The organism is Micromonospora sp. NPDC002575, from assembly GCF_042889525.1.
Lineage (GTDB): Bacteria > Actinomycetota > Actinomycetes > Mycobacteriales > Micromonosporaceae > Micromonospora > Micromonospora carbonacea.
The window spans coordinates 312983-329960 of sequence record NZ_JBIARA010000006.1; the positions used below are offsets into that span (position 1 = coordinate 312983).

Consider the following 16978-nt stretch of genomic DNA (forward strand, 5'->3'; position numbering starts at 1 on the left):
CGCCGTCAGCGCCGTGCCATCGCCGGGGCCACGACGAACTCCAGGATCGCCCGGTTCACCTCGTCGGCGTTCGTCCACGGGATGCCGTGCGGCGCGCCCTTCAGCGTCACCAGCCGGCTGTCGGGCAGCATCGGCTGCAACCGCTGGCCGGTCACCCCGTACGGCAGGACCCGGTCCTGGTCGCCCTGCACGATCAGCACCGGCACGTCGATCCGGGGCAGGTCCGCCCGGAAGTCGGTCAGCCAGGCGTCCACGCTCTGGTACGTGCCGATGGCCGAGGCCCGCGCGCCGATCTCCCAGTGCGCCCGGTACGCCTCCTCGCTGACCAGCCGGCCCTTGTTGTCCGCGTAGTTGAAGAAGTTGTCGCAGAAGCTGGTGAGGTAGGCGAACCGGTCGGCGAGGATTGCCTGCTGGAAGCCGTCGAACAGGCCCCGGTCCACCCCCTCCGGGTTGTCCGGGGTCTTCAGCAAAAACGGCGGGATCGGGGAGAGCAGCACCGCCCGGTCCACCCGGTTGGACCCGTACGTGCCCAGGTAGCGGGTGACCTCGCCGGTGCCCATCGAGTGCCCGATGAGGATCACGTTGCGCAGGTCCAGCTCGGTCATCAGCACGTCCAGGTCGGCCGCGAACGTGTCGTAGTCGTAGCCGGCGGCCGGCTGGCTGGAGTTGCCGAAGCCCCGCCGGTCGTACGTGATGGTCCGGTAGCCGGCGGCGAGCAGCGCGTTGGTCTGCTTCTCCCACGTCGCCCCGTTGAACGGGAAGCCGTGGATCAGCACGACCGGCTGGCCGGCGCCGTGGTCCTCGTAGTACAGGTCGATGGGCGCGGTGTTCTCCGCGCCGACGGTCATGAAGGGCATCTCGTCTCCCGGAGCGGGGTCGGGTCGTCGGACGCCCCGCGCATTCCCCACCCGCCCCCCGATATGCCGTCGTCAGAGGGGGTACGGCCGTCAGAGGGGGTACGGCACGTCGACCATCCGGTCGTCGGTCACCTCGACCGCCGGGGCCCACACCTCGTAGACGCCCCGTTCCTGGCACTGCGCCCCGGTCGCGGCCACCGCGTCCGGATCGGGCCGGGTCAGCCGCAGCCGCAGCCAGCCCGCCTCCTCCCGCAGGACCAGGCAGGACACGCCCCGCCAGGCGGCGTGGCGCAGCCGGCGGACCACCGCCTCCACCGGGTACCGGGCGGCCCGGGTCATCGCCAGCACCCGGAACCCACTTGGCAGGTCGGCGACCGCCTCGTACGCCGTGCCGGCGTAACCGCCGACGAGCTGCGTCGAGCGGGCCGCCTCCCCGGTCGGCAGCCACTCCTGGTCGGGGGAGAGGTCCGGCACCCCGGCCAGCAGGTGCCGCCACTGCGGGCCGACCATCCGCAGCCACCCCCGCTGCTCGGCCTGGTAGCCGTAGAGCACGACCTCCTCGCCGGAGGCCGGGTAGGCCAGCAGGGCGGCGTTGGCCGGCATCGGCAGGTCGGCGAAGTCCCGGGTGACGAACTCCGGGACCAGCTGCGCCTCGCTCGGCACGAACCCGGTGCCCAGCACCGGCGGGCCGAGCCGGTCCCGGGGCGGCAGCGCCGTCAACCCCCGGTGCTCCGCGCCGACCGGCCACACGTAGTCGGCCGGGTCCGCCGCCCGCCAGCGCAGCGCGAACGCCACCTCCAGGTCGTCCCGGCCGCCCGGCGAGTCGGTGCGCAGCACCGACAGGGCCGCCGGGGTACGCAGATGCGCCACGTCGTGCTCACGGTGGCAGAAGCCGTGCGGCAGCCAGCCCCGGGCGTACCCGGCGAGCTGCCGCGCGGAGAGCACCTTGACCATCCGGGTGCCCCGCCGGATCACCGCGGACGCCCGCACCGCCGCCAGCGTCGGGTCGCCGGCCGAGGCCGGCTGCTGGCTGAGCCGCTGCACCTGCGGCCAGCCCCGCTCGCGGTGCAGCGGCACCAGCAGCGGCGCGTCCGGCTCCTCGGTCGGCTCGGCCGCGCCGTGCACCGCGTCGACCTCGCTGGCGTGGGCGAACCTCCGCCAGGGCAGCGGCGCCCCCGCCCGGGGCGACCACTCGAAGCCGGGCGCCTCCTCGGCGCTGAACAGCTCGTACGCCGCGCCCCGGGCGATCGCCTCCGCCGGGTAGGCCACCCCGCCGCACGTCACGCGCAGCCCCGCCCGCGCTTCGGCGGCTCCACGGGCCTGGGGGGCGACGCTCACCCCGGCGACGCTAGGCCCGCCGCGTTCCGGGCGGGTGAACGGCCGGTGACGGCCCGATGACCGGTGCCTGGTCGGCGCGCTTGCCGCCGCAGCGCCGGGACGCCCGGGAGGGGCCGGGTGGCGGACCGGGCCTACCGCCGGTGTGTGATGCTGGCGGCGATGACCGAGTCGACCGAACCCCGCCGGCAGCGGGCCGCCCGCCGGGCCGGCGAGTTCCCGCCCGCGCCCGAGCCGCTGCCCGGCCCCGTGCCGGACAGCCATACCCACCTGGACATCACCGTCACCGAGGCCGGCGTGCCGGCCGGCGGGGCGGGCGGCAACGCCACCGCCGACGACCCCGTCGCGGCGGCCGTCGCCGTGGCCGCCGAGGCCGGCGTGGACCGGCTCGTCCAGGTCGGCGTCGACGTCGCGTCCTCGGCGTGGAGCGCCGACGCCGCCGACCGCTACCCGGCGGTGCTCGCCACCGTCGCGCTGCACCCCAACGAGGCCCCCCGCCTCGCCGACCTCGACGAGGCGCTGCGCGCCATCGAGGCCCTCGCCGCCCGCGACCGGGTGCGCGGCATCGGCGAGACCGGGATGGACTTCTTCCGCACCGGCGACGAGGGCCGCGCCGCGCAGGAGGAGAGCTTCCGCGCCCACATCGGCATCGCCAAGCGGCACCGCAAGGCCCTCGTCATCCACGACCGCGACGCCCACGCCGACGTGCTGCGGATCCTCGACGACGAGGGCGCCCCGGACACCGTCGTGCTGCACTGCTTCTCCGGCGACGCCGACTTCGCCCGCGAGTGCGTCCGCCGGGGCTACCTGCTCAGCTTCGCCGGCACCGTCACCTTCGCCAGCGCCACCGCGCTGCGCGAGGCCGCCGCGCTCACCCCCCTCGACCAGCTCCTCGTGGAGACCGACGCCCCCTACCTCACCCCCACCCCGCACCGGGGGCGGCCCAACGCGTCGTACCTGATCCCGCTCACCGTCCGCGCGCTGGCCGCGACCACCGGCGCGGACCTCGACGCGCTCTGCGCCGCCCTGTCGGCCAACGGCGAACGCGCCTTCGGCCCGTGGTGACCCCCGGCCTGCTCGGCCCGGCGGAGATCCGGGACCTCGCCGCCCGCCTCGGCGTCAGCCCCACCAAGAAGCTCGGCCAGAACTTCGTGCACGACCCGAACACCGTGCGCCGCATCGTCGCCGCCGCCGGGCTGACCGCCGACGACGTCGCCCTGGAGGTCGGCCCCGGCCTCGGCTCGCTCACCCTCGCCCTGCTCCCGGCCGCCGCGCACACCCACGCCGTCGAGATCGACCCGACGCTGGCCGCCGCGCTGCCGCAGACCGCCGCCCAGCACGCCGGCCCGTACGCCGATCGGCTCACCGTGCACCGCGCCGACGCGCTGCGCGTCGCCGCCGCCGAGCTGGCCGACCCCGCGCCGACCGCCCTGGTGGCGAACCTGCCGTACAACGTGGCCGTGCCCGTGGTGCTGCACCTGCTCGCCGCGCTGCCCAGCCTCCGGCACGGCCTGGTGATGGTGCAGAAGGAGGTCGCCGACCGGCTCGTCGCCGGCCCCGGCTCCAAGGTGTACGGCATCCCGTCGGTCAAGCTCGCCTGGCACGCCCACGCCCGCGCCGCCGGCCGGGTCCCACCCAACGTGTTCTGGCCGGTGCCCAACGTCGACTCGGGACTGGTCGCCTTCACCCGCCGCGAGCCGCCCCGCCCCGAGGTGCCCCGGGCACGGGTCTTCGCCGTCGTCGACGCCGCGTTCGCCCAGCGCCGCAAGACCCTGCGGGCCGCCCTCGCCGGCTGGGCCGGCGGCCCCGACCGGGCCGCCGCCGCCCTCACCGCCGCCGGGGTGGACCCCGGCGCACGCGGGGAGTCACTCACCGTCGAGCAGTTCGCCGCCGTCGCCGCGTCGGCCCCGACCGGCCCGCCGGCCGGGCAGTAGGCTGGCGCGGTGCCCGGACCCCGCAACGCGTACGACCTGGTTGACGCCCGGTCCGCGCCGGCCGTCGACCCCGCCGAGGAGCTGATCGTGACCGAGCCGTTCGACATCCGCCTGCGCCTGCGGGGCATCGTCCCGTGACCGAGGCATGGCGACCGGACGACGATGACGACCAGCAGCGGCGCGGGGCCACCGGCCCCGTCCGGGTGCGGGTCCCCGCCAAGGTCAACCTGCACCTCGGGGTGGGCCCGCTGCGCCGCGACGGCTACCACGAGCTGAACACCGTCTACCACGCCATCTCCATTCACGACGAGCTGACCGCCCGCCGGGGCGACACCCTCACCCTGACCATGGAGGGGGAGGGCACCGGCGAGCTGGCCCTGGACGACACCAACCTGGTGATCCGGGCCGCCCACGCCCTAGCCGGCTACGCGGGAGTCCTGCCGCACGCCCGGCTGCACCTGCGCAAGCAGATCCCGCTCGCCGGCGGCCTGGCCGGCGGCAGCGCCGACGCGGCGGCGGCCCTCGTCGCCTGCGACGCGCTCTGGGGCACCGGCCTGTCCCGCGACGAGCTCGCCGGGATCGCCGCCGACCTCGGCTCCGACGTGCCGTTCCTGATCCACGGCGGCACCGCGCTGGGCACCGGCCGGGGCGAGGCCGTCAGCCCCGTGCTGGCCCGCCCCACCTCCTGGCACTGGGTGGTCGCCATCGCCGACGGCGGCCTGTCCACCCCCGTCGCCTACGCCGAACTCGACCGGCTCCGCGCCGCCGGGGCCGCCGGCCCGCCGCTGGGCAGCACCGACGGGCTCCTCGCCGCGCTGCGCCAGCGCGACCCCCGGGTGCTCGCCGCCACCCTCGGCAACGACCTCCAGGCCGCCGCGCTGGCCATGCGCCCGTCGCTGGCCGCCACCCTCAAGGCCGGCGAGGCCGCCGGGGCGCTCGCCGGCATCGTCTCCGGCTCCGGGCCCACCTGCGTCTTCCTCGCCGCCGACGCCGCCGACGCCGAGCGGATCGCCGCCGAGCTGGAGGCGGCCGGGGTGTGCCGCGAGGCGCGCACCGCCCACGGCCCGGTGGCCGGCGCCCGGATCGGCTGAGCCGCCCCGCGCCCGGCCCGCCCCCCGGGGCGGGCCGGGCGCGTCCGCGTACCCTTGGAGCCAGGCGTCCCCAGGTGCCCGCCGGCACCGGGACGCCTTGATCATGGAAGGTGGGGTAGTGGCCAACATCGTCAACCTGGACCGGGTGTCCAAGGGGTACGGCGCCGCCGGGCCGCTGCTCACCGACGTCTCCCTCGGCCTCGACGACGCCGACCGCATCGGCGTCGTCGGCCTCAACGGCGCCGGCAAGTCCACCCTGCTGCGGATGCTCACCAAGCAGGAGGACCCCGACGACGGCCGCGTCACCCACCGCCGCGACCTGCGCGTCCTGTGGCTGCCGCAGGCCCTCGCCCTCGCCCCCGAGGCCACCGTCCGGGACGTGGTGCTCGGCACCGCCTGGCTCGGCCAGAGCATGGGCGCCGAGCACGAGTGGGCCGGCGACGCCGGCGTCCGGGCCATCCTCGACGGCCTCGGCATGCCCCACCTCGGCCTCGACCAGCCCGTCGGCCCCATGTCCGGCGGCGAGCGCCGCCGCGTGGCCCTGGCCGCGCTGCTGGTCCGCGAGTCCGACCTGCTCATCCTCGACGAGCCCACCAACCACCTCGACGTCGGCGGCGTCGACTGGCTCGCGAAGCACCTCGTCGGCCGTCGGGGCGCGCTCGTCGTGGTCACCCACGACCGGTGGTTCCTCGACGCCGTCTGCACCACCACCTGGGAGGTCGCCGACCAGACCGTCCGGGCCTACGAGGGCGGCTTCGCCGCCTGGACCCTCGCCCGCGCCGAGCGGGAACGCGTCGCCGCCGCCACCGAGGCCCGCCGGCAGAACCTCCTCCGCAAGGAGATCGCCTGGCTGCGGCGAGGCCCGCCCGCGCGCACCTCCAAGCCGAAGTTCCGCATCGACGCCGCCAACGCGCTCATCGCCGACGTGCCGCCGCCGCGCGACACCATGTCGCTGCAACGGCTCGCCACCGCCCGTCTCGGCAAGCAGGTGTACGACCTGGAGCACGTCCGGCTGCACGCCGGCCCCAAGGAGATCCTGCACGACACCACCTGGCAGGTCGGCCCCGGCGACCGGATCGCCATCCTCGGGCGCAACGGCGCCGGCAAGACCACCCTGCTGCGGATGCTCGCCGGCATCACCCGCCCCGAGGCCGGCCGCTTCCACACCGGCTCCACGGTCAAGCCCGCCTTCCTCTCCCAGGAGCTGGCCGAACTCCCCGGGCACCTGCGCGTCCTCGAAGCCGTCGAGGAGGTCGCCCGCCGGGTGCAGCTCGGCGACCGGGAGGTCTCCGCCGCCCAGCTCGCCGAGGTCTTCGGCTTCGACGACCGCCGGCTCTGGACGCCCGTCGGCGACCTCTCCGGCGGGGAACGCCGCCGCCTCCAGATGCTCCGGCTGCTCGCCGCCGAGCCCAACGTGCTGCTGTTCGACGAGCCCACCAACGACCTGGACACCGACACCCTCGCCGCCCTGGAGGACCTCCTCGACTCCTGGCCCGGCACGATCATCGTGGCCAGCCACGACCGCTACCTCATCGAACGGGTCACCGACGCCGCGTACGGGATGTTCGGCGACGGCCGCCTCGTCCACCTGCCCGGCGGCGTCGACGAGTACCTGGCCCGCGCCGCCGACCGGCCGGCCGCCCCGGCCGCCCCCGCCGGGGCCCCCGCCGCCGGCGCCCCGGCCGCCGGCACGGGCGGAATGTCCGCCGCCGAGGCGCGGCAGGCCAAGAAGGAACTCACCCGGCTCGAACGGCAGATCGCCAAGCTGGAGCAGCGGGAGGCCGCCCTCCTCGACCAGCTCGCCGCCAACGCCACCGACTACGCCCGGGTCGCCGAGCTGGACGCCCAGCTCAAGGACGTCCGGGCCGAACGGGAACAGGTCGAGGAGAGCTGGCTGGCCCTCGCCGAGCAGGTGCCCGGCGGCTGACCAGGGCAACCGGGCGGGGGGTGTGCGGCGTCACAGCCCGCCGTGCGGGACAATCGCAGGCGACCCCTTACCCGCACGGTCTTGGAGACTCAGACATGGCCCACACCCCCGTCAACCACCCCGCGCGGCCGATCTACCGGGCGATCGGCGGGCTCGTTGGTCTGTACTTCCTGGTCTTCGGCGTGCTCGGCCTCGTCGCCAGCGCCGGCAACGACATCCTCGCCCAGGACGACACCAAGGCGCTCGGCCAGGGCACCAACCTCGGCTTCTCGCTGCTGAGCATCGTGCTCGGCATCGCGATCCTCGCCGGCACCGTGATCGGCCGCAACCTCGACGTCGCGATCAACCAGTGGCTGGCGTACGCCCTGATGGTCCTCGGCCTCGCCGAGTTGGCCTTCCTCCACACCGACGCCAACATCTTCAACTTCACCATCGTCACCGACATCGTGGTGCTGACCCTCTCCCTGGTCCTGCTGATGGCCGGCATGTACGGCAAGGTCGGCACGGACGAGGAGAACGAGGCCTGGCAGAAGGCCCGGCTCGTCCTGTGAGCCCGCGCGCCGTGGCGGGGGTCGGCACGCGCCGGCACCCGCTGCGGCGGTTCGGCCCGCGTCCGGCGGCCGGCGGGGTGACAATCCTTCCGACTGGTGTCAATCGGACGGAGGGGTCATGGCGCACTTTCCGGTCAACCACCCGGCCCGGCCGCTCTACCGGGCCCTCGCCGGCCTCGTCGGGCTCTACATCCTGCTCTTCGGCGTGTGGGGCACCGCCGCGACCTGGGGTGAGGGGCTGTTCGACCGGGGCAGCCACTGGGCCCTCGGGCTCCGCACCAACCTGGCGTTCTCGCTCGTCTCGGTCGTCTTCGGCATCGTGCTGCTGATCGGGGCGTCCCGGCGCAGCAACCTCGGCCACTACATGAACCTCACCGCCGGCGCGGTCTTCCTCGTCACCGGCACCCTGATGATGGCCGTCCTGCAGACCCCCGCGAACTTCCTCAACTTCTCGATGTCCACCGTCATCGTGTCGCTGCTGTTCGGGCTGGTGCTGCTCGCCACCGGCCTCTATGACAAGGTCGGCCCGGCCGACCACGCCGAGGCCGAGGACCGGCGTCGCCGCGACCCCGTCCCCGGCAGCCGCTGACCCGCCGCCCGCGCCGTCAGCGGCCCCGCGACGTGATCAGCGTCGGCCTCGCCTCCAGGTGCGACAACCCGTTCCAGGCCAGGTTCACCAGGTGCGCGGCCACCGTCTCCTTGCGCGGCTTGCGCACCTCCAGCCACCAGCGGCCCGTCAACGCCACCATCCCCACCAGCGCCTGCGAGTAGAGCTCGGCCAGCTTCGGGTCGTACCCCCGGGTCTTGAACTCGGCGCCGAGGATGTGCTCGACCTGGTGCGCGACGTCGTTCATCACGCTGCTGAAGTTGCCCGTCGCCGACATCAGCGGCGACTCCCGCACCAGCACCCGGAACCCGCTGGTCTCCTCCTCGATGTAACTGAGCAGGGTCAGCGCCGCCTGCTCCAGCAACTCCCGGGGGTGCCCGGCCGTCAATGCCGTGGTGATCCGGTCCAGCAGGGCCCGGACCTCCCGGTCCACCACCACCGCGTAGAGCCCCTCCTTGCCGCCGAAGTGCTCGTAGACCACCGGCTTGGAGACCTTCGCCCGGGCCGCCACCTCCTCGATCGAGGTGGCGTCGAAGCCCCGTTCGGCGAACAACTGCCGGCCGATCGAGATCAACTGCTCGCGCCGCTGGGCCGCCGACATCCGCACCCGTGACGGCGGCTTGCCCGCCGCCGGCACCGCGCGCCGCCGCCCGCCCGCCCCGCCCCCGTCGACCGGACCCTCTGCCATGCCGTCACCTCGCCGGCGCGCGGTGACGCCCTGTCGTGGGATGCTGCCGCCGTCGTTGGTCGCGCCGCCGTCGTCGGTCATCCGGCCATCCTGCCAGGCGGCAGCCGGCCCGCCCGACCCGTTTACCCCAGCCGGTCCCGCCGCGGCGGCTCCGGGTGGGCCAGCTTGGCCGCGATGCGCTCCGGCTTCGGCCAGCGCACCGCCCACGCGGCCCCGGTCCGCTCCAACAGCCAGATCACCCGGGCCGAGATGTCGACCTGCCCGCGCAGCACGCCGTGCCGGGCGCTCGTCGGCTCGGCATGGTGCAGGTTGTGCCAGCTCTCGCCGAACGACAGGATCGCCAGGGGCCAGAAGTTGGTCGCCCGGTCGCCCTGGCGCATCGCGAACGGCCGCTCGCCGTAGACGTGGCAGACCGAGTTGATCGACCAGGTCACGTGGTGCAGCAGCGAGATCCGCACCAGGCCGCCCCAGAACAGCGCCGTCAGCGCGCCCCGCCACGACCAGGTGAGCAGGCCGCCCATCAGCGCCGGGCCGAGCACCGTCACCACCACCAGCACCGGGAACAGCCGGTCGACCCGGCGGGTCGCCCGGTCGGCGAGCAGGTCCGGGGCGAACCGCTCCCGGTTGGACAGTTCCCGGCCGAACAGCCAGCCGACGTGCGCGTGGAACAGCCCCTTCACCAGCCCTCGGACGCTCTGGCCGAACCGCCACGGCGAGTGCGGGTCGCCGTCGAGGTCGGAGAAGGCGTGGTGCCGGCGGTGGTCGGCGACCCACTGGATGATCTCGCCCTGCACCGCGAGGGAACCCGCGACCGCCAGCGCCACCCGCAGCCACGGCCGCGCCTTGAAGGAGCCGTGGGTGAAGTAGCGGTGGTAGCCGACCGTGATGCCCAGCCCCGAGACGACGTACCAGAATCCGGCGATCGCCACGTCGGTCCAGCCCAGCCAGCCGCCCCAGGCGACGGGCACCGCGGCGACCAGGGCCAGGAACGGGACGACCACGAACGCCCACAGGGCGACCAGGATGCCCCGCGACTGGGGGCCCTGGGTCAGCGGCTTCGGGCCGGTGGGGCGGGACTCGAGCACAGCGGTCGACATGGCACCTCGCAGCGGGACGGCAGAGATCACAAGTTACGCCTACGTCACCGTAACTTAGGGCGTCGGGGAACGCACGAGACAGTTCCCGGCATGAATGCGTGGTGTGTCGTACGCCTGTCCTAACCTCCTGTTCGTGGAGGACTCCCGGGCGGCAGAGGTCCGTCGACTGCGCACCGTCGAACAGCTCACCGTGCGGGAGATCCGGGCCCGCACCGGCCTCGGCCGCAACCGCGTCCAGGAGCTGCTGCGCGGGGTGCCCGCCCCGGAGCGGACCCGCCGGCCCAACGCCAAGGACGCCCTCCGGGCCGAGGCGACGCAACTGCGCGCCCAGGGCTGCACCGTGCCCGACATCGCGGTCCGGCTCGGAGTGGCGAAGTCGACGGCGTACCGCTGGGTCCAGGGCGTGCCGTGGCAGCCGGACGGCGAGGCCGCCCGCGAGCGGCGTCGGGCGCACTCCAGGGCGATGACCGATGCGCAGTGGGCCGCCCATCGGCAGGCGCGGGACGCGGCCCGCGCGGAGACGGCCAGAGCCACGTCGGCGTGGGTAGGGCGGCTGCGGCGCCGGGAGTTGATCCTCATCGGTGCGGCGCTCTACTGGGCGGAGGGGGCCAAGGCCAAGCCGTGGCGTCCGCACGACTGCCGCGTGCGGTTCGTCAACAGCGATCCGACGCTGGTCGAGGTCTTCCTCCGCTTCGTCGAGGTGATGGGTGTGCCCCGCGGGACGCTGTCGTTCCGGGTGAGCATCCACGAGTCCGCGGATGCTGCGGAGGCGGTCCGGTGGTGGGCAGGGCGGGTGGGAGTGCCCGCCGACGACTTCCGGCCGGTCTCGCTCAAGCGGCACCGGCCCGCGACGGTCCGGCACAACACCGGCGACGACTATCGCGGCTGCCTGACGGTCGAGGTGCCCAGATCGCGGCGGCTCTACTGGAAGATCGAAGGGATCATGGCGGGAATGGGCGCTGGCGTGCACGCCGTGGGGCGCTAAGGTGTACTAGTCCGGCCAACCGATTGGTTTGTCCGTTTTAGACCGTCCCGGGTCGTCTAATGGCAGGACGTCAGGTTTTGGTCCTGATTATAGGGGTTCGAATCCTCTCCCGGGAGCTTCCGCTGTATCGCCGTCCTCGCGTGGTTAGCATGGCCGCGAGACTGTCGCCGTCCCGACGGGAGCCACGTCGTGCCCCAGCCCCACCTCCGCACCGTCGTCGTGCTCGCCGCCGGGGAGGGCAAGCGGATGAAGTCGGCGCTGCCCAAGGTGCTGCATCCCCTGCTCGGCCGGACCCTGCTCGGCCACGTGCTCACCGCCACCGGGCCCCTGCGGGCGGACCGGACCGTCGTCGTGGTCGGCCACGGCGCGGACCGGGTCCGGGCGCACCTGGCCGAGGTCGCCCCGGAGGCCGTGCCGGTGCTCCAGGCCGAGCAGCGCGGCACCGGCCACGCGGTGCGGATCGCCCTCGACGCCGTCGCCGACGCCGCAGGGACCGTGGTCGTGATCAACGGGGACGTGCCGCTGCTGCGCCCCGAGACGGTCGCCGCGCTGGTCGAGGCGCACGAGGCGGCCGGTGCGGCGGCGACCGTGCTCGCCGCCGAGGTGCCCGACCCGACCGGGCTCGGCCGGATCGTCCGGGACGAGGCGGGCCGGCTGCGGCAGATCGTCGAGGAGCGCGACGCCACCGCCGAGCAGCGGGCGCTGCGGGAGATCAACGCCGGCAGCTACGCGTTCGACGCGGTGCGGCTGCGCGACGCGCTGGGCAAGCTGTCCACCGACAACGACCAGGGCGAGGAGTACCTGACGGACGTCTTCGCCCTGCTGGTCGCCGCCGGTGAGCCGGTCGGGGTGCACGTGGCCGCCGACCACGTGGAGACGCTGGGCTGCAACGACCGGGTCGAGCTGGCGGCGCTGCGCCGGCTGCTGCGCGACCGGGTCAACGAGGCGTGGATGCGTGCCGGGGTGAGCATCCTGGACCCGGCGACGACCTGGATCGACGTGACGGTCGCGGTGGACCGGGACGCGGTGATCGACCAGAACACGCAGCTGCGCGGCCGGACCGTGGTGGGCGCGGAGGCGGTGGTGGGGCCGGACGTGACGCTGATCGACACGGTGGTCGGGCCGGGGGCTACGGTGCTGCGCAGTCACGCCGTCGACGCCGAGGTCGGGGCGGGGGCCAGCGTGGGGCCGTTCGCGTACCTGCGGCCGGCGGCGCGGCTGGCCGAGAAGGCCAAGGTCGGCACGTTCGTCGAGGTGAAGAACTCCGAGGTCGGGGCGGGCGCGAAGGTGCCGCACCTGTCGTACGTGGGCGACGCGACGATCGGGGCGAGGGCCAACATCGGCGCGGCGACGATCTTCGTGAACTACGACGGGGTGAACAAGCACCGCACGACGGTCGGTGAGGCGGCGTTCATCGGCTGCGACACCAGCCTGATCGCCCCGGTGGAGGTGGGGCCGGGCGCGTACGTCGCGGCGGGCAGCGCGATCAGCCAGAACGTGCCGCCGGGGGCGCTCGGGGTGACCCGCGCGCCGCAGCGCAGCATCGAGGGGTGGGTGGCCCGGAGGCGGGCCGGCACCGCCTCGGCGGAGGCGGCGGAGCGGGCTTTGCGGGCTGCGGCGGAGGATGCTCCTGGGGCATAGTGGGCGCAAGGGAAGGTGAGGCAATCCACGAGGGCGCCGAGGCGGTTCGGGGGCCGTCAGGCGGGGGAGATACTGCAAACCGAATAGTCCCCGGCCCCACACCGCAGCCGGGCACACCGACCAACGGGAGCAGACGGGCCCATGGGCAGCATCGTCGCCGAAAACCGCAAGAGCCTGATGCTCTTCTCCGGACGTGGTTTCCCGGACTTGGCCAGGGAGATCGGTGAGGTCCTCGGCGTCGCGCCGACGCCCGCCGACGCGTACGAGTTCGCCAACGGTGAGATCTTCGTGCGCTTCAAGGATTCGGTACGCGGCTCGGACGCCTTCGTGGTGCAGTCCGTGACGCACGGGGTCAACACCTGGGTCATGGAGACCCTGATCATGGTCGATGCGCTGAAGCGTGGGTCGGCCAAGCGGATCACCGTGGTCCTGCCGTTCTATCCGTACTCGCGGCAGGACAAGAAGCACCGCGGCCGGGAGCCGATCTCGGCGCGGCTGGTGGCGGACCTGCTGAAGACGGCGGGGGCGAACCGCATCCTCACGGTGGACCTGCACACCGCGCAGATCCAGGGCTTCTTCGACGGGCCGGTCGACCACCTGTTCGCGATGGACGTGCTGGCCGAGTACGTGGAGCGCAAGTTCGCGGGCCGGCCGATGACGGTGGTGGCGCCGGACTCGGGCCGGGTGCGGGTGGCGGAGCGGTGGACCGACCGGCTGGGCGGTTGCCCGCTGGCGTTCATCCACAAGACGCGGGATCCGTTGAAGCCGAACCAGGTGGTGGCGAACCGGGTGGTCGGTGAGGTCGAGGGCCGGGTGTGCCTGATTGTCGACGACATGATCGACACGGGCGGCACGATCACCAAGGCCGCCGACATCCTGCGGGAGTCGGGGGCGGCGGAGATCCTGGTGGCGTCGACCCACGCGCTGCTGTCGGATCCGGCGACCGAGCGGTTGAAGAACAGCCCCATCACCGAGGTCGTGGTGACGAACACGCTGCCGCTGCCGCCGGAGAAGCAACTCGACAAGATCACGGTGCTGTCGATCGCGCCGCTGCTGGCCCGGGCGATCCGGGAGGTCTTCGACGACGGCTCGGTGACGACCCTCTTCGGCGGCCTGAGCTGACGTGGGCGTCGCGCGCCGGCCGCCGGGACGGCGGCCGGCGCGCGACGCTGTTGGGCGTTTTCACTCCTGGCAGCGGGCGGGGCGGGGACTGCCGTCGGGCGCGTAAACAGCTCGGGTAGACTGTTGCGGTTGCCACGGCGAGGGTGCCCGGCGGGCCGCTGAAAAGCACCGCACGGAGGCACCGTGATCGACGCGGTGCTCCGGGCAGTCGTTCATGACGCATGAGCCCCAGCGAGCCCCTCGCCCCAGCACCGCAAGACGACAAGCCGCCGCAGCGAAAAGCATCAGGAGTTTCCCCGTGTCCGAGGTAAAGATCAGCGCCGAGCCCCGTACCGAGTTCGGCAAGGGTGGTGCCCGTCGTACCCGCCGGGCCGGCATGGTGCCCGCCGTGCTGTACGGCCACGGCGAGAAGCCGAAGCACATCGCGCTGCCCGCGCGTGAGTTCGCCGCCGCGATCCGTAAGGGCGGCGCCAACCAGTTGTTCGCGATCGAGGTCAGCGACGGCACCCAGGTGCTGGCGCTGCCGAAGGCGATCCAGCGTGACCCGATCAAGGACAGCTTCGAGCACGTCGACCTGCTGCTGGTCCGCCGCGGCGAGAAGGTCACCGTCGAGGTCCCGGTCCAGCTGACCGGTGAGGCCGCGAAGGACACCCTGATCGTGCACGACCACGACACCCTCTCGGTGACCGCCGACGCCACCAAGGTGCCGGACCACCTGGAGGCGTCGATCGAGGGCCTGGAGGCCGGCACGCAGGTCACCGCCGCCGACGTGGAGCTGCCGTCGGGCGTCGAGCTGGCCGCCGACCCGGAGCTGCCGGTCGCCGCCGTGACCGCCGCCCCGACCGCCGAGCAGCTGGAGGCCACGCTGCCCGAGGTCGAGGCCGCCGCCGAGGAGGCCGAGGCCGAGGTCGGCGAGGAGACCGCCGAGGGTGCCGAGGCGCCGGCCGCCGAGGGCGAGCAGGCCCCGGCCGAGGCGAAGACCGAGGTCTGACCGGTCCGTCTTTCCGTGCGACAGGCGCCCCCGACCCCGGGGGCGCCTGTCGTCGTGTCGGGACCGGGTCTGAGCCGGCCGCCGGGTGCGGCGGGGGAGCGGGAGGGATGTTGGCGTGACGGACGAGGCGGGGCCGTGGCTGGTGGTCGGCCTGGGCAATCCAGGCCGGGAGTACGCGGGTAACCGGCACAACGTGGGCTTCATGGTGGCCGAGCTGTTGGCCGCCCGGGTGGGCGGGAAGTTCGGCCGGCACCGGCGGGCGGTGGCCGAGGTGGCCGAGGGGCGGCTGGGGCTGGGCGGGCCGAAGTTGGTGCTGGTGAAGCCGCTGACGTACATGAACCTCTCCGGGGGGCCGGTCGCCGGGTTGGCGCAGTTCCACAAGGTGCCGCCGGGCCGGGTGATCGCGGTCCACGACGAGCTGGACATCGGCTACGGCCAGTTGCGGGTCAAGTGCGGCGGCGGCGAGGGCGGGCACAACGGGCTGCGTTCGATGTCGAAGTCGCTGGGGACGAAGGAGTACGTGCGGGTGCGGTTCGGCATCGGCCGGCCGCCGGGGCGGCAGGACCCGGCCGACTACGTGCTGTCGGACTTCTCCTCGGCCGAGCGCAAGGAGCTGGAGTTCCTGGTGGACCGGGCGGCGGACGTGGTCGAGTCGGTGGTCACCCGGGGTGTGGAGCCGACCCAGAACCTGTACCACGGGGCCTGAGCCGGGCGGGGCGGCGCGGCCGGCGATCGTACGGCCGGTAGTCTGCGCATTTCCGGCGGACCACGGCCGGCGGGGTGGACCGGGGCCGGTGAGGTGGGCCGAGGCGAGGCGACGGGAGCGAGTGGTGGGCAGTCCTCCGATGATCGACGGCGCGTTCGCCCGGTGGTTGGCGGCCCAGGCCGGGCAGGCGCTGCTGGGCGTGCGGGCCGAGCTGGGGTTCGCCGACGCGGGGGCGTTGCGGTCGGCCGGGGACAAGGTCTCGCACGACCTGATCCGCACCGAGCTGGCGAAGTGGCGGCCGGGGGACGCGGTTCTCTCGGAGGAGGACGAGGGCTCGCGGCTGGCGTGGGCGGCGGAGGTGAGCGCCGGGGCGGTGTCCCGGCTGACCGCCGACCGGGTGTGGATCGTCGACCCGTTGGACGGGACGCGGGAGTTCTCCGAGGAGGGCCGCTCGGACTGGGCGGTGCACGTGGCGCTGTGGGCGCGTACCGCGTCGACGCCGCACCGCCTGGTGGCGGGTGCGGTGGGGTTGCCGGCGCAGCACCGGGTGCTGGGCACGGACCATCCGCCGGCGTACCCGCCGATGACCTTGGAGGCGGCGATCTCGGGCGGCGGAAGGACCATCCGGTTGGCGGCCAGCCGTAGCCGTCCGCCGGTTTTCCTGACCGATCTGGCGGAGGATGTGGGCGCTCATCTGGTGCCGATGGGCTCGGCGGGGGCGAAGATCGCCGCTGTGGTGACCGGTGAGGTCGACGCGTACGTCCACGCGGGCGGCCAGTACGAGTGGGACTCGGCCGCCCCGGTGGCTGTGGCGACGGCCACCGGCCTGCATGCTTCCCGGATCGACGGTTCTGCGCTGAAATACAACGAGGCCGACCCGCGCCTGCCGGATCTGCTGGTCTGCCGCAAGGATCTCGCCAGCCGGTTGCTTGCAGCGCTGCAGAGGCATTCCGGGTAGCCTGAGCAGTCTTCTTCACGTGTCCGACCGGAAAGGTCTGGAATCCATGAGCGCAGCCGAGCGGATCGAGGTCGGGTCATGACCGGCCCCGCCACGTACCGGGTCTCCCACCTCGACGCCCTGGAGGCGGAGAGCATCTTCGTGATGCGTGAGGTGGTTGCGGAGATGGAGCGGCCGGTGCTGCTCTTCTCGGGTGGTAAGGATTCGATCGTGATGTTGCGGTTGGCGCAGAAGGCGTTTGCGCCGGCGAGTGTGCCGTTTCCGGTGATGCATGTGGATACGGGGCACAACTTTCCCGAGGTCCTGGAATATCGGGATCGTCGGGTGGCGGAGTTGGGGTTGCAGTTGATCGTGGCGTCGGTGCCGGAGGCGTTGACGCGGGGGTTGGTGCGGGAGTCCGGGGACGGGATGCGGAACCGGATCCAGACGCCGGTGTTGTTGGACGCGGTGGAGAAGCACCGGTTCGATGCCCTGTTCGGTGGGGCGCG

General features: G+C 73.7%; 17 protein-coding genes, 1 tRNA gene and 1 pseudogene. 15 read left to right on the plus strand and 4 right to left on the minus strand.

Translation table 11 applies throughout. The features are described from left to right. Nucleotides 1-5: 5 nt before the first annotated feature. The gene (locus ACFYWL_RS12800) at nucleotides 6-857 is read right to left on the minus strand and encodes an alpha/beta fold hydrolase (RefSeq protein ID WP_386971269.1); all 852 of its coding nucleotides are present in this window, start codon (nucleotides 855-857) and stop codon (nucleotides 6-8) included. A 90-nt stretch (nucleotides 858-947) separates the two neighbouring features. Next, nucleotides 948-2195 carry a hypothetical protein gene (locus ACFYWL_RS12805; RefSeq protein ID WP_386971271.1) on the minus strand — a complete coding sequence of 416 codons (1248 nt, stop codon included), beginning with the start codon at nucleotides 2193-2195 and terminating at the stop codon, nucleotides 948-950. 147 nt (nucleotides 2196-2342) lie between these two features. Between ACFYWL_RS12805 and ACFYWL_RS12810 the strand changes: the two genes are divergently transcribed. The 7 genes from ACFYWL_RS12810 (at nucleotide 2343) to ACFYWL_RS12840 (ending at nucleotide 8284) form a co-directional block, all read left to right on the plus strand. Next, entirely contained in the window at nucleotides 2343-3257 is a 915-nt protein-coding gene (locus ACFYWL_RS12810; protein WP_386971343.1) for a TatD family hydrolase, read from the plus strand. Then, entirely contained in the window at nucleotides 3254-4126 is an 873-nt protein-coding gene (gene rsmA, locus ACFYWL_RS12815) for a 16S rRNA (adenine(1518)-N(6)/adenine(1519)-N(6))-dimethyltransferase RsmA (protein ID WP_386971345.1), read from the plus strand. The genes ACFYWL_RS12810 and rsmA overlap by 4 nt, the downstream gene beginning before the upstream one ends. 9 nt (nucleotides 4127-4135) lie before the next feature. Then, nucleotides 4136-4264: a hypothetical protein gene (locus tag ACFYWL_RS12820; RefSeq protein WP_386971274.1), complete on the plus strand. Its 129-nt coding sequence runs from the start codon at nucleotides 4136-4138 to the stop codon at nucleotides 4262-4264. Beyond that, nucleotides 4261-5217, plus strand: a complete 957-nt coding sequence (locus ACFYWL_RS12825) for a 4-(cytidine 5'-diphospho)-2-C-methyl-D-erythritol kinase (protein WP_386971277.1) — start codon at nucleotides 4261-4263, stop codon at nucleotides 5215-5217. The genes ACFYWL_RS12820 and ACFYWL_RS12825 overlap by 4 nt, the downstream gene beginning before the upstream one ends. Before the next feature lie 118 nt (nucleotides 5218-5335). Next, nucleotides 5336-7144, plus strand: coding sequence for an ABC-F family ATP-binding cassette domain-containing protein (locus ACFYWL_RS12830; RefSeq protein ID WP_386971280.1), 1809 nt, complete (start codon nucleotides 5336-5338; stop codon nucleotides 7142-7144). Nucleotides 7145-7239: 95 nt separating this feature from the next. Beyond that, the gene (locus ACFYWL_RS12835) at nucleotides 7240-7695 is read left to right on the plus strand and encodes a DUF4383 domain-containing protein (protein ID WP_386971283.1); all 456 of its coding nucleotides are present in this window, start codon (nucleotides 7240-7242) and stop codon (nucleotides 7693-7695) included. Nucleotides 7696-7813: 118 nt separating this feature from the next. Continuing rightward, nucleotides 7814-8284 carry a DUF4383 domain-containing protein gene (locus tag ACFYWL_RS12840; RefSeq protein ID WP_386971285.1) on the plus strand — a complete coding sequence of 157 codons (471 nt, stop codon included), beginning with the start codon at nucleotides 7814-7816 and terminating at the stop codon, nucleotides 8282-8284. Nucleotides 8285-8300: 16 nt separating this feature from the next. Here the strand turns inward: ACFYWL_RS12840 and ACFYWL_RS12845 are convergent, their stop codons facing one another. Together ACFYWL_RS12845 and ACFYWL_RS12850 are read right to left on the minus strand one after the other, a co-directional pair. Further along, nucleotides 8301-8990 (minus strand): TetR family transcriptional regulator, encoded by a 690-nt coding sequence (locus tag ACFYWL_RS12845; protein ID WP_386971347.1) that lies wholly within the window; start codon nucleotides 8988-8990, stop codon nucleotides 8301-8303. A 122-nt stretch (nucleotides 8991-9112) separates the two neighbouring features. Beyond that, nucleotides 9113-10087, minus strand: coding sequence for an acyl-CoA desaturase (locus tag ACFYWL_RS12850; protein WP_386971288.1), 975 nt, complete (start codon nucleotides 10085-10087; stop codon nucleotides 9113-9115). 133 nt (nucleotides 10088-10220) lie between these two features. On the opposite strand from ACFYWL_RS12850, the gene ACFYWL_RS12855 reads away from it, so the two are divergent. The 8 genes and pseudogenes from ACFYWL_RS12855 to ACFYWL_RS12890 all read left to right on the plus strand — a co-directional run. Next, the gene (locus tag ACFYWL_RS12855) at nucleotides 10221-11072 is read left to right on the plus strand and encodes a helix-turn-helix domain-containing protein (protein ID WP_386971291.1); all 852 of its coding nucleotides are present in this window, start codon (nucleotides 10221-10223) and stop codon (nucleotides 11070-11072) included. 45 nt (nucleotides 11073-11117) lie between these two features. Continuing rightward, a tRNA-Gln gene (locus tag ACFYWL_RS12860) sits at nucleotides 11118-11188 on the plus strand. Between the two features lie 130 nt (nucleotides 11189-11318). After that, nucleotides 11319-12790: pseudogene (gene glmU / locus ACFYWL_RS12865) on the plus strand (bifunctional UDP-N-acetylglucosamine diphosphorylase/glucosamine-1-phosphate N-acetyltransferase GlmU); the annotation flags it as partial. A gap of 64 nt (nucleotides 12791-12854) precedes the next feature. Then, entirely contained in the window at nucleotides 12855-13835 is a 981-nt protein-coding gene (locus ACFYWL_RS12870) for a ribose-phosphate diphosphokinase (protein WP_386971294.1), read from the plus strand. A 298-nt stretch (nucleotides 13836-14133) separates the two neighbouring features. Continuing rightward, complete coding sequence (locus tag ACFYWL_RS12875; protein WP_386971296.1) at nucleotides 14134-14826, plus strand: 50S ribosomal protein L25/general stress protein Ctc; 693 nt, start codon at nucleotides 14134-14136, stop codon at nucleotides 14824-14826. A gap of 115 nt (nucleotides 14827-14941) precedes the next feature. After that, nucleotides 14942-15532, plus strand: coding sequence for an aminoacyl-tRNA hydrolase (gene pth / locus ACFYWL_RS12880; protein ID WP_386971299.1), 591 nt, complete (start codon nucleotides 14942-14944; stop codon nucleotides 15530-15532). A gap of 139 nt (nucleotides 15533-15671) precedes the next feature. After that, complete coding sequence (locus ACFYWL_RS12885) at nucleotides 15672-16490, plus strand: inositol monophosphatase family protein (RefSeq protein ID WP_386971349.1); 819 nt, start codon at nucleotides 15672-15674, stop codon at nucleotides 16488-16490. 78 nt (nucleotides 16491-16568) lie between these two features. Then, a partial coding sequence (locus ACFYWL_RS12890) for a phosphoadenosine phosphosulfate reductase family protein (protein ID WP_386971302.1) occupies nucleotides 16569-16978 on the plus strand: 410 nt, incomplete at its 3' end.